Annotated in this window: 10 protein-coding genes, 1 pseudogene and 1 riboswitch; of the genes and pseudogenes, 4 read left to right on the forward strand and 7 right to left on the reverse strand. The window is 38.4% G+C overall.

Translation table 11 applies throughout. The annotated features are described in order from the left end of the window. Window positions 1-41 precede the first annotated feature (41 nt). Both BIV59_RS11320 and BIV59_RS11325 read right to left on the reverse strand, forming a co-directional pair. Window positions 42-1,658, reverse strand: a complete 1,617-nt coding sequence (locus BIV59_RS11320; protein ID WP_071351593.1) for an EAL domain-containing protein — start codon at window positions 1,656-1,658, stop codon at window positions 42-44. 373 nt (window positions 1,659-2,031) lie between these two features. Continuing rightward, window positions 2,032-2,116: riboswitch (cyclic di-GMP riboswitch) on the reverse strand. 229 nt (window positions 2,117-2,345) lie between these two features. Next, window positions 2,346-3,173: an alpha/beta fold hydrolase gene (locus tag BIV59_RS11325; protein WP_071351594.1), complete on the reverse strand. Its 828-nt coding sequence runs from the start codon at window positions 3,171-3,173 to the stop codon at window positions 2,346-2,348. A 250-nt stretch (window positions 3,174-3,423) separates the two neighbouring features. Between BIV59_RS11325 and BIV59_RS24045 the strand changes: the two are divergent. Both BIV59_RS24045 and BIV59_RS11330 read left to right on the forward strand, forming a co-directional pair. Further along, a pseudogene (locus BIV59_RS24045) lies at window positions 3,424-3,550 on the forward strand (IS1595 family transposase); the annotation flags it as partial. Window positions 3,551-3,629: 79 nt separating this feature from the next. Continuing rightward, window positions 3,630-3,887 (forward strand): hypothetical protein, encoded by a 258-nt coding sequence (locus tag BIV59_RS11330; protein WP_071351676.1) that lies wholly within the window; start codon window positions 3,630-3,632, stop codon window positions 3,885-3,887. Between the two features lie 422 nt (window positions 3,888-4,309). Here BIV59_RS11330 and BIV59_RS11335 read toward each other — a convergent pair whose 3' ends face one another. Further along, window positions 4,310-4,657: a VOC family protein gene (locus BIV59_RS11335; protein ID WP_071351677.1), complete on the reverse strand. Its 348-nt coding sequence runs from the start codon at window positions 4,655-4,657 to the stop codon at window positions 4,310-4,312. 245 nt (window positions 4,658-4,902) lie between these two features. Continuing rightward, complete coding sequence (locus tag BIV59_RS11340) at window positions 4,903-5,610, reverse strand: DNA alkylation repair protein (protein WP_071351595.1); 708 nt, start codon at window positions 5,608-5,610, stop codon at window positions 4,903-4,905. 348 nt (window positions 5,611-5,958) lie between these two features. Between BIV59_RS11340 and BIV59_RS11345 the strand changes: the two genes are divergently transcribed. Beyond that, window positions 5,959-6,159, forward strand: a complete 201-nt coding sequence (locus BIV59_RS11345) for a cold-shock protein (RefSeq protein WP_026694422.1) — start codon at window positions 5,959-5,961, stop codon at window positions 6,157-6,159. A 224-nt stretch (window positions 6,160-6,383) separates the two neighbouring features. Here the strand turns inward: BIV59_RS11345 and BIV59_RS11350 are convergent, their stop codons facing one another. Together BIV59_RS11350 and BIV59_RS11355 are read right to left on the reverse strand one after the other, a co-directional pair. Next, window positions 6,384-7,916: an MDR family MFS transporter gene (locus tag BIV59_RS11350; protein WP_071351596.1), complete on the reverse strand. Its 1,533-nt coding sequence runs from the start codon at window positions 7,914-7,916 to the stop codon at window positions 6,384-6,386. Between the two features lie 381 nt (window positions 7,917-8,297). Next, complete coding sequence (locus tag BIV59_RS11355; protein WP_071351597.1) at window positions 8,298-8,864, reverse strand: DUF4256 domain-containing protein; 567 nt, start codon at window positions 8,862-8,864, stop codon at window positions 8,298-8,300. A gap of 542 nt (window positions 8,865-9,406) precedes the next feature. Here BIV59_RS11355 and BIV59_RS11360 point away from each other — a divergent pair. Next, window positions 9,407-10,015, forward strand: coding sequence for a hypothetical protein (locus tag BIV59_RS11360; protein WP_071351598.1), 609 nt, complete (start codon window positions 9,407-9,409; stop codon window positions 10,013-10,015). Window positions 10,016-10,511: 496 nt separating this feature from the next. Here BIV59_RS11360 and BIV59_RS11370 read toward each other — a convergent pair whose 3' ends face one another. Beyond that, window positions 10,512-11,978 carry a protein adenylyltransferase SelO gene (locus tag BIV59_RS11370; protein WP_071351600.1) on the reverse strand — a complete coding sequence of 489 codons (1,467 nt, stop codon included), beginning with the start codon at window positions 11,976-11,978 and terminating at the stop codon, window positions 10,512-10,514. Between the last annotated feature and the right edge of the window lie 207 nt (window positions 11,979-12,185).

Here is a 12,185-nt window from a genome sequence, read left to right on the forward strand (position 1 = left end):
AAAGCGCTTAAAATGCTTGAAGAATGGTAACTAAATTCAGACTACACAACTTTTGAAATTTCAGCTAAACGGCGAAATTTAGTTTCACTTTTTTGCAATGCTTCTTCCTTGCATTTTCTGCATGTAATATCGTGATACATCATCAAAAATGAGAGATTTCCCTCATTCATAATGGTAATACCAGTCACCTCAATATCAATAATTGATCCATCCGGACGTTTAATTTTTTCTTCAGTCGGCGGAATTGCAATACCTATCTTGTTCATTTCATGAATTCTCTTTTCAATCAACGCGGCAGAATCAGGATGAAAATATTCCATAATGGACTTTCCGGCCAGCTCTTCAAAGGATGCGGCCCCTAATAATTTTGTGCAAGCCGGGTTGGCATATTGAATGATTCCCTGCTGGTACACTATGATTGGTTCTGGGTTTAACTCGACAAATCTTTTATACTTATCTTCGTGCATTTTTCTTTCCGTTATATCCGCACACGACCCTATAACCTCAATAACTTGGCCATCCTTCCAGATAGGGCGCAACGAGGCAATATACCAAATCCCATTGATATGCCCTTCGTATGTGAGGTTATTTTCTCCTCTCCAGGCTCTTTCATAATAAGTATGCTTAATGACAGCTTCTTCGTATAAAAGAAAATCAAAAACCTCTTTTCCAATGATTTGTTCCGGCAATATCTTTGCATGTGATAGTAATTCACCTGCACACAGGGTGTAAATGTATCGATTATCCCTCTTAATAAATTTAAAAATCAGCCCCTGCTGCTGGTTTACAGTATCCTGCAGATCTTGGCGGGATTTCTCCAATTCTGTCTCCAGCCATCTTTGCCGGCATATTTCATGAGTATTTCCGGCGATTTGAATCATTTTTTCAATTTTAGATATGTTTGCCGCAAATTCCTTTGGGGGCAACGGCTTGCTGAAAAAGTATCCTTGTCCCATATCGCAAAGATTGCTCTGAAGAAATGCCAGCTGCTCCTTTGTTTCCACCCCTTCAGCCACTACTTCCAAGTCAAGCTGATGGGACATCGCAATTATTGCTTTTACGATTGTTGCATCCTTGGGTTCTTCTGTACAGCTGCGGACAAAGCTTTGATCAATCTTAATTTTATCTATAGGAAATTCTTTTAAATAAGAAAGAGAACTATAGCCTGTTCCGAAGTCATCTAAACTGATCTTCACACCGGACTGTTTTAAATCTCTTAATACAGGGAGAGCAGCAGTTACATTCATTGTCATACTTTCAGTAATTTCAATCTCTAAAAACTCAGGAGCTAGTCCAGTTTCTTTGATAATAACAGTAATCGTCTCCACCAGGTTTGCCTGGGCAAATTGAAGCGCAGACAAATTCACCGAAATGACCATGGAAGGATAGCCCTTTTCCTGCCACTCCTTCATTTGCCTGCACGCTGTACGGATTACCCATTTCCCAATTTCAACAATTAATCCTGTTTCTTCTGCCAGAGGAATGAATTCTAAAGGCGAAACAATGCCTCTTATGGGACATGCCCAGCGGATAAGTGCCTCCGCACCTGTAATTTTCCCGGAAAACAAGTTAACTTTAGGCTGATAGTAAAGAAGAAATTCTTCGTTTTCCAATGCCCTTCGTAAATCATCTTCTGTAAAGTCATAAATATGTTCCATGATATATCATTCCACCCCCAATATAGTGAACTACTTTTTATTCACTGGTCATTTTGTATTTTTTTATTCTATCCGCACATATATGAAGGTTTTCTTCTTTGTTTATGCTCCTCTATCCATTGCTCTGCAGCCAATAACTACTATCTGGATGCTATTGCAGCATCTTTCATTATGGAAAATTATGCTGTGAACCATACTTCATTCGCTATATTCTGTACTCAAAGTTGTTCCCTATAGATCTCTGTATTTACCCGCTGCTTTCCAAAAGGCTTTCGCTGATTTTAAAAATATCGTCTAACTCCTGTAACCTATGCTTTTTTGCACACAAAAAAGAGACCTATCACTCGACCGATAAATCTCACGTTTACTGCTTACCGGCAACTGGCTGACATAGCTTTTACGCCTTAGTCCCTCTAGCTTTGCGTCTCCATTTTTCAATGAATTTGCCTTTTTTAATTCAATTAGGAAAATATACTCATTACTATTATAGTAGATATTTATTCCATTTCAAGAAATAATGGTTAAAAAGTAACCCCTGCGTTATTAATCATGCAAATTTCCTGATAATGACACTTATACACCGAAATCAGTAGTATGCATCTATTTAAGAACTCACCTCTAACAAAATCACCTGTACATATAGAAAATAATTTGTCAAAGCTCCGAAGTTTGTCAACTTTATGAAGTTTAATTTTTCATTTCACAAAATTGTATAATTGCCTGCGCAAACTCACCAGGAGTTTCAATAAATGGGTGATGTCCGCTATCCAATACACAATTAATACCTTCCCTAAAGTTAAAAGAGAGATGGTGTTCTGGTCCTATAGCATCATCGTATAGCCCGGATAAAATTAAAGCGGGCTTTTTAATCTCCTTCGTAAGCAAAGTAAAGTCTTTAAAATATTCCTCCTCCGATAATATATATTGCTGAAAATATGGGTGAGGCATTAATTCTTTATCAATTTCATCTATTATTGTTTTATTTTTTATGTTTTTATATTGAAGAGAAAAGTAAATATCCCGTTTTAATAATTCACTTTGAATGCCATAGAACGTACTCATAAGATCATTACCTTCCACTTCCATTTGTTCTATGTCTAAAATTTTTGAACCCTTTTTTATTTGATGGCGAAAGGATGCCTCCATGTTTAGGGTTACATTTGATAATATTAATCCTTTTGTATATTGACTAAAATAATAAGCGTAGTTTACAGCGAGAATCCCCCCGAATGAATGACCCATTAAGTAACATTCATCAATATTTAATTTCAATCTGACAGTATCAATGTCCTTCAGTAATCTTTTCAAAGAATAATTTTTCGTATTAGATGAAGATCGCCCGCACCCTCTTTGATCCATATAAATCATTTCCATGTGATCTTCTAAAAGACTCCCTGCTGTTTCACTAAACGATTTACTCCAATATCCAGGCCCTCCGTGGAGAAATATACATGGTATTCCTTTCCCCTTCACTTCTATATATAAATCAATTTCATCATCCGTCTTTATTAACATATATTCACCCCAATCTTTTTATATATAAAAATCCTCGAATATACAAAATTAAAACCGCACTAGCAGGTATCACTTTATCACCATAAATAAAAAGTAATTGCTTTGCCATGTTCCTGCCCTTTAGTTAAGTTTGATGCATTAATGCTGAGAAACTGGCTATGGTTTTTTTCCAGTTAGTCGGGTCCCCGTCCTTCTCAATAAATCTCCGCCAATACTCCCCGCTTTTTTTATCAAATGGCTCAGTTAAAGGTTATTTGTGCATAGTCGTAGTAACAAAAGCACTAAACAACATATTAGAGAATTCTTACTCTAATCATTTGTTTTTGAAATGACGGATACCCTAGGATAGTTTACGCCAATCAAAGATTAGTATATAGTCCTCTTTTAGTGTGCTGTTTACTAAAATATCCTTTATGGTTTATTATGGAAGATAAGGTTATGAGGAGTGTTGCTGAATTGAAGACTATTATTCAATCATTAGTTATTTCCTTTATAATTCATTTAGTCTATATAGTTGGAACAATGGTAGTTGGCTATATAAAAACAAGGAATTATAAGCCCGATATTGAGAACTCTTGGGAAAATATTAAAACACTTCAAAAAGAAGTGGCTTTCGGGGTAGTAGGTTCTCCGCTGTTCTTTCTATTTACCTTCATCGGGGTAGCATTGATTTGTGGATTAATAATCATTTCCTATGGGAAAATTGTCGGCTGAAATAAATCAAGCCTATTTAGAAACAAGATAGAGAAGCCTCCATTTTTTAATCTTTCCCATTATTTTGTTTATTTTTCAACATTCAATATTAACAGAGCCTATCAAATAAAATGATGTTGCTTCCGTTTGGTGTGTATAACTCATATCTCTGCTTTTCTTCCTGAGTTATAATATTTTGTTTATTTTGTTGAGTTTTTAAAGATTGTGAAATAAACCAAGAACCCAAAAGAATGCATTCCTAAAAAAATGATTAAATAAGACATTAGATTTCTGCCCATATTTCATTTCCCTTCTGTTAATTCCCTAAATATGTATATTCTAGAACATCAATTAAAATCCCTTCATCACCTGCCTGTTACTCAAACAAGAAAAAGCGATTCTTCTTAATGAAGAATCGCCCGTTTCATAAAATATGACGTTTATTATTTCTCCCATAGCTCTATCAGTCTGCCCTCGGGATCTTCAATCCAGATAAACTTTCCATACTCACTGCTCTCCCTTTCTTTTACAAGAGGTACCCCAATCTCTTCAAGATGCTTAATAGTCTCATCAATGTTATAAACTTGGAAATTCAGCATTACTTGCTGTTCTGCAGGAAAGTAACTGTCATCTTCAGCAAAGAAAGAAAAGATCGTTTCATTCTCTGAGTGGGGTTTAATAATGGCCCCATTCCAATTTTCTATTTTGATTTTGAAAACTTCACTGTACCATTTTTTTGTAGCATCCAAATTTTTAGTTCTCCAAAATACTCCCCCAAAACCTTTAATAATCATAAATATCTCCCCTCGAATACATTACTTTTGACAATAGAAATTCAAGAAAAAAAACGTAAATCCCTGCTCAATCAGCCTGTACCTATTGATGAATAACCGCTCTTCTCTCTAAAAACAAAATCGAAGGAAATATTTTCGTTTAGTCAGCGAGGCATTCAAAAGAAACAGGGGGTTTCATTGCCGAAAGATGCGTCTTCAATCTATGTGATGTAATTTCAAGCTTAACCTTATGCGAGTTACTTTTAACATCTTACATATTTGCGTTTGAACCCAATCCTCCCTCTATCAATTTCTTTTTGAATACTTTCGCAGGCGTTCAGGAAACTGCTTTTTTTATTGTCACGCTGAATTTCAACTGTACCTACTGCCTTTGCAGTCTCAACTGCCTTTTCATGCAGGGGCAAATAGGAAGTCCCAGTGGTGTATAAAAAGTTATTCATAGCAGATTTCGCTCGTTCTTGGGAATCATGAATAGATTTTTTTACAAGATCAAGCATATTCAAAATCTTACTTTCAGAAAACTCATTGTCTAAGCGATTCCCTAATAGCCAGCAGTAGCAGCTCCAGCCTGCTGACATTCTCAGCTCTTCACCACTGGCAATCCATTTATCGGCAACGTCTTGCGCCATACTTGACTCTGATAAAGTTACTGACACCACATAATCGGACAGCATATAAAAATACGCACCATCCATCCAGCGATTAAAATCTGCCTCTGTCATTGCTTTCGGATCTGCAATAATGCCTGCAAAGTACATGGCATCGTAGTTGCCTGTGGAGTAGAGCTCTTCAGCCAGACCCTGATTAATTTTTATTTTTTTGGCAATTGGCTTCATAGCCCCTGTCGGCACGCCAAACAGCGGCTCATGGGCACCATTGGATATATATATTTTCTTGGTGCGTTCCTTACCCAAGCCTTCAAGCTCCTGCATAACTGTTTCGAAATCCATAGTAATGTACCTCCTTTAGTAATAAAAACTCATATGTGCAATCAGTTTGTATTTTTTTCTTTTATCTTCTTAATTTTACCATTAATCCACAAATGGCTTCAGCAGCCGATAGGAGAGGAACTATTAAATATTACGTTCATAGTTCCCCCCCCACAAACTAAATCACGGAGGAAGCAGATATGTTCTGCCCCCATTAATTTGCAATATCTTCAGCATCCTGTTATGATAAGAAAGAATTATTTTTGTTCGGTGTAATGGGATAGTACAGATATGGACTTTTCTTCTTGAGAATCACTTTGGGCAAGGATAGTAATACATTGTGTTTTAACGCACTAGGAGGCAACAAAAATGGAACAAGGTACAGTAAAATGGTTTAACGCAGAAAAAGGATTCGGATTCATCGAACGCGAAGGTGGAGACGACGTATTCGTACATTTCTCTGCTATCCAATCTGAAGGATTCAAATCTTTAGACGAAGGCCAAAAAGTTACTTTTGACGTTGAGCAAGGTCAACGCGGACCCCAAGCTACAAACGTTCAAAAAGCTTAATTTTATATGAATGACGCAAACAAGCTCTTTTTAAGAGCTTGTTTTTTTATTCTTTTATAGCATAAAAAAACCCTGCTCATTATTAGAGCAGGGAGATGAAACAGGTAATGTAAAAAAAATTTAAGACTTCAAAGGTTTGTTTACATTATAACATACTGTATGGATAATATGCGGATGTATACAGATTAATCCCCTCCCCGATTATGAAACAAGAAAAAATTTCCTTAAATCTCTTCATCAGATTTGGGTGATAATACTTCTTTCTTCAAAAACCATGTCAAAACAAACGCAATGATCGCGATGATAAATGAGTACATGTAAATATGCTGAAATGCTTCTATGAATAATGTTTTAACTTGTGTTAATAGCCCTGCCGGCAACCCGTGAGGAACACCTGCTGCAGCTAAATTTTTCATATTTGCAGTCATACTTTCAGGAAGTTTATCACCTAAGCTGTTCAATTTAGAGGTAAGGGTGGAGGATAACAAATTCCCAAAGAGACTGACTCCGACTGTTGCCCCAATAGTTTGAAATAACGGAACAGTCGCAAGGGCAATTCCTTTATTTTCTTTTTCAACAGACTCCTGAACAATGAGATTATCTCCTCCAAACAAAACTCCTAACCCAAGACCTGTAATGAAAAAGAAAATAATTATTTGAGTAATGGTTGTATGAATACTCATATGAGAAAACAGGTAAAATCCGATAATCGGCATGATAAATGCAATTCCAAATAGTTCACGGTAGCGCACTTTTGTGAGCAGAAAACCGCTTACCATAGCTGACCCAACTGCTCCAACCATCATTGGCAATGTCAAATAGCCAGCTTCTGTCGGAGTCAGTCCCAGCACGTTTTGTGCAAAATAAGGGAATGAGGAAAAAGATCCCATCAAGCCGATGCCTACAGTAAAGACAATTAATGACAACACAAGAATATTGCGGTTTTTAAATAAATGCAATGGTACAATTGGTTCTTTTACCTTGGTCTCAACCCAAATAAAAATTCCAATTAAAACAGCTCCCAGGCAAAGCAGGCCAATAATAAGCGATGAGTCCCACGTGTAGCCATTGTTTTCTACAAGAACAGGCGTGATCAGCAAGGATACTATTGAAGCAACCAATAACAGCGCCCCTCCCCAATCAATAACCACTTGTTTCTTAATAGCTGTTTCACGCAATCCGCTTGCCAAAAAAAGTGCTGCTATGATCCCAACAGGAATATTAACAAAGAAAATCCAATGCCAGCTCACCTGATCGACAAAATACCCGCCCATCAATGGTCCTAATAACATCGGAATAAACATAATCGGGCCCATGAATCCTTGTACTTTTGCCCGCTGCTCAACGGGAAAGAGATCACTTGAAATGGTCATAGCAAGCGGCATTAAGCCTCCCGCACCCAACCCTTGAATCCCGCGTCCAATAAGGAGAAGAGTCATAGAATGTGATAGCCCGCAGACAATCGATCCGCCCATGAAAAATGCCATACTTGTTAAATATATTTTTTTGCGTCCCATTAAATCTGCTAATTTCCCCAATATTGGCATGAATGCGGACATTGTTAACATATACACGCCCCCGACCCATCCATACACAGCTAAACCGCCTAAGTCACGGATGATTGTCGGCATTGCTGTATTAACCACTGTTTCATCCAGCTCAGAAAAAATCAGTCCAATTATCAAACCCATCATCACCAGAATTTTATTGCTCTTATCAGCTAAAACTGGTTCCTTATATTTTGTAATGCTTTCCATTGATATCTAACCCTTTCAACATTTGATACGCAGATTATATAAAATATTTATGAACTGAATATAAACATTTGAAATGAAATTTAAAAAAATTATCTATACATAATAAAATTGCAAGCATTGCTTTTTGTAAAAAGCATTACCGGACTTTCATGGCGGACTCTGCTCCAAACGCAATACTTCAAGGTGCTTTGCCTAGCGTATCCGCAGTAAAAAAAGTACAGAATTGACTGCGCTGTTCAATTATATTCTAACTGCCTGCTGCGAAAAAAGAGCTACTGATGCATCCAATTTTTCATCTTACAACACATAGTTGAAGAAGAAAAATTAGAATTTCCCAGGTAATCCATTCCTCAAATACAAATTGAGATGTTTGTTCAAAGTTCAGACCCTGAGCATGCCACGGAAACTCCTTGCAGCATAGTAAGATTCCGCTCCATTGTGGTACACAAATACAGTGTCATAGCGGCAATCACAAAATATGGCACCGCCAAGCTTTCTAATATAGCCAGGTGTTTGCACCCAGCTCGAAGTTTTCAGATCGAAATTTTCAAGTTTCTGCAGTTCCCGATATTGTTCTTCCGTTAAAAGTTCTATTCCCATAGCAGCAGCCATATCAATAGCGTTATTTTCTGGTTTGTTCTTTTTTCTTGACTCTAACGCTTCCCGGTCGTAGCAAACACTTCTGCGGCCTTTAGGGCTTTCCGCTGAGCAATCAACAAAAATGTATTCATCCGTCCTATTATCATGTCCAACGACATCCGGTTCACCTCCAGTTCCCTCCATTTCATTGAGCGACCATAGTTTTTCATTATTAGCTTCAATCTTAGCTTGTACTTTATCCCATTCAAGACCTCTATGCCTGTGCATGTTTTTCTCAAAGCGGGCTTTCAAAGTGTTGAGCAGCTCTTCACGCTGTTCTAGTGATAACTTCCTATTTCTCTTTGTCATATTAGTTTCCCCCTTGGTTTCTTCATAATTGAATATCGGCTAAAATTGCTCCTTCATACAATAACTTTAACAAAAATAGGCGTTATCCTTCTTGGATAAGCGTATACTTTAATGAAACAATGACGATTCTAAAAAGGGACGATTATTCTGCACCTTTAATTGCAGCTGAATAATCGTCCCTTTTCAATTGAGGAATAATTCTTTATTAATTTTCTTCGTTTCAGATCCTTACCAACTTTTACTGCTTCTGCTCTCGTTTTAAAGTTCGCCGTCATTTTATAATAAGAGCCTGAAACTTGTCCATAGTAATCCTCCTTAACGGCGGACCCTTCTCTTTCCACATATGCCTTACTACTAATATAGGTTTTGTTTTTGTATGTCAGCGTTGTAAATGTAAGCTAAATAAAGGATGAAGATATGTTTATGAGTCTTTGGTGTTTTTTTAATCCAAAAATCACAGAAGTTTTCAGCAACCCCAATGCCTATTCAACACCAAAGACATATGTTAAAATAAGGAAAATACTATTTAAAGGAGCTCGTCAATGAAGGTCCTGGTAAGTATATTTCTTTTGTCTTTTAGCCTAGTCTCAATTACAGGATGTCAAAAAAATTCACCTGATCAAATTACTGTTAAACTAAAAAGCAAAAAAGAACAAGAATATCTTGCAAACTATTCTTATAGTCAATACAAAAAAGCGTATGATGAAGTTCTGTCTGAAGCTCAAAATTTCAAGGTGCATGATGACTCACAGAAAAAGTGGATCATTCGCACATTAGTACAAGAAAAATTATATAACAAAACAGACTTGTCCAAAAAACAGGTCGTCCAATTATCAAAGCAAGAAGAACATACATATAAGATATGGAAAGCAATCGCATTAGATAAATATCATGTGCATATAGAGAATGAAAAACTAGATAGATATATTAATAAATTCGAAAAATATTCACCACCATCGAAAGCAGCCTTCGCTGACAGCTTAGGAATAACCCAAAAGGAATTAGACCATAAATATGATAGAGACATGTTTGAACAAGGCTACATTTGGTCACTATTACGCACTAAATTAGAAAAGAAATATCGGACGGCTGACGAAGGAAAGCTGAAAAAAGTATACGAGAAAGAAGTTGCTGATGCTATTGGAGGGTAATTTATTACAACCCTACCAACCTTCCCCTCCTTCGCACTAAACACAGAAATCCGGTCCATTAATCCTTTGCTGTTAACCGTCTTATAGGGCACCGCCCATCTACCGCAAATTGGTATTCCCACGGCGTTCTTTCGGGAACCCGCACAAACTTCCTGGCCTTGGAAGCGCCCTTGATTACGACTACTTTGGCGGCCCACCCATTCCTTTTGAGATGATTACATTGGAGCCGATTGACCCAAGGGAGTAGGTTACCCAGTGCTCCCTGGAATACCAGTCTCCTGGATAGTTCCTTAATCCGCTCCAATATCTTTCAATTCTGCTAGAATTATTATATGTTTTAGCTTTAATAACCCGCAATATTCAGGTTACTAAAGCTAAAAATCCTCAGGATCATGGATCAACAAATTTAAGGCCTCACCTTGTATAAGGAGAGGCCTCAAGCCTGAACAAAAATATTAATCTAATTTATTTATAGCGATGTAATACGGTTATCTCATCATGTCCCGCAATAGGTTTGATAAGCACAGTTTGTTGTTTCAGGCAGCTTCGTGTATTCTTCCATTTCAGGTGAATAGTCGTATGGGTTTGAAAGTGCCTTAAGCAGCTTTTCCATCACCCCGTAGTCTCCTTGATTTGCAGCTTCCAGTGCCTCTTCTACCCTGTGGTTACGGGGGATGATGGCTGGATTACTGCTCTTCATCAGCTCTTTCGATGAGTCCGCCAATTCTTCCTGCCTTCCAAGTCTCTCCTTCCAGGCTGCATGCCAATGAGCAAATTCCTCTGCACCAAACAGATCCGTGTCCTTATCCAATGTTAATGCGCGGAAGGTATTGGTATAATCCGCTTTATATTTATGCATCATGCTGAGAAGATCTTCGATAAGTGCTTGATCTTCTTTCTCTTCATTAAACAAACCAAGTTTTGCCCTCATTCCAGCCAGCCAATTTTGGTGATATAGCTTAGGAAATTCCGAGATTGCATCCTGGGCCAGCTTGACAGCCTCTTTTGGATCATCATGCAGCAGAGTAAGCAGGGATTCAGCGAATCGCGCAAGGTTCCAGCCGCCTATATTCGGCTGATTTGCATAGGCATAGCGTCCCTGAATATCAATGGAACTGAAAACTGTTGCCGGATCATAAACATCCATAAATGCGCAAGGGCCATAATCAATGGTTTCCCCGCTTATCGCCATGTTGTCGGTATTCATTACACCGTGGATAAAACCAGCCAGCTGCCATTTTGCAATCAGGGCAGCCTGGCGTTTGATTACTTCCTGAAGCAGGGAAAGATATCGATTTTCATCATTTTCCACCTCTGGGAAATGGCGCTTCAAAGCATAATCTGCCAATGCTTGAAGTTCTCCAGCTGTTACCGCTTTTGCACCTGCAGCATATTGAAAAGTTCCCACACGAAGATGGCTGGCAGCCACGCGCGTCATAACTGCACCCGGCAGCACTGTTTCGCGGATTATGGTCTCTCCAGTTTTCACCACTGCCAAACTGCGGGTAGTAGGAATACCGAGTGCATGCATGGCTTCACTGATGATATATTCACGCAGCATCGGCCCGAGTGCTGCTCTCCCGTCTCCTCCGCGGGAATAAGGGGTCCTGCCTGAACCCTTAAGCTGAATATCAGCACGCTCATCTCCAGGAGTGATCTGCTCTCCCAGCAGCAAAGCCCGTCCATCACCTAACATATTCAATTGCCCGAACTGATGCCCGGCGTAAGCTTGGGCAAGTGCCATACCTCCTTCAGGTATGCGGTTGCCTGCCAGCACTTCTACACCATCTTGACTTTGAAGCTCCAAAGCGTTAAGTCCCAATGATACAGCCAGCGGTTTATTAAGAATAACCAGCTCAGGCGAGCGTACCGGATTTAATTGGATATTTGTAAAAAACGATTCAGGAAGGCGTGCATAACTATTGTCAAAATTCCAGCCTGTTTCACTTATTTCTTTTGTCATCATCTCTCCCCTTTCTTTGTTTTACAGTAAACCATCGGCATTGTTCTCACTTATTTTCTCTTCCAGAACCAGGAATCCTGATAAATATCACATACATCATATTATACCCGCACCCTGCATAATTGACGCGTTTAAGGTTTATTATGTACAAACCATTCTACAGGCTAGTGTTTTATTTATACCAGCTAATGTAAAGGCAGCCGCCCT

This window comes from Bacillus sp. MUM 13 (assembly GCF_001866725.1).
Lineage (GTDB): Bacteria > Bacillota > Bacilli > Bacillales > DSM-1321 > Peribacillus.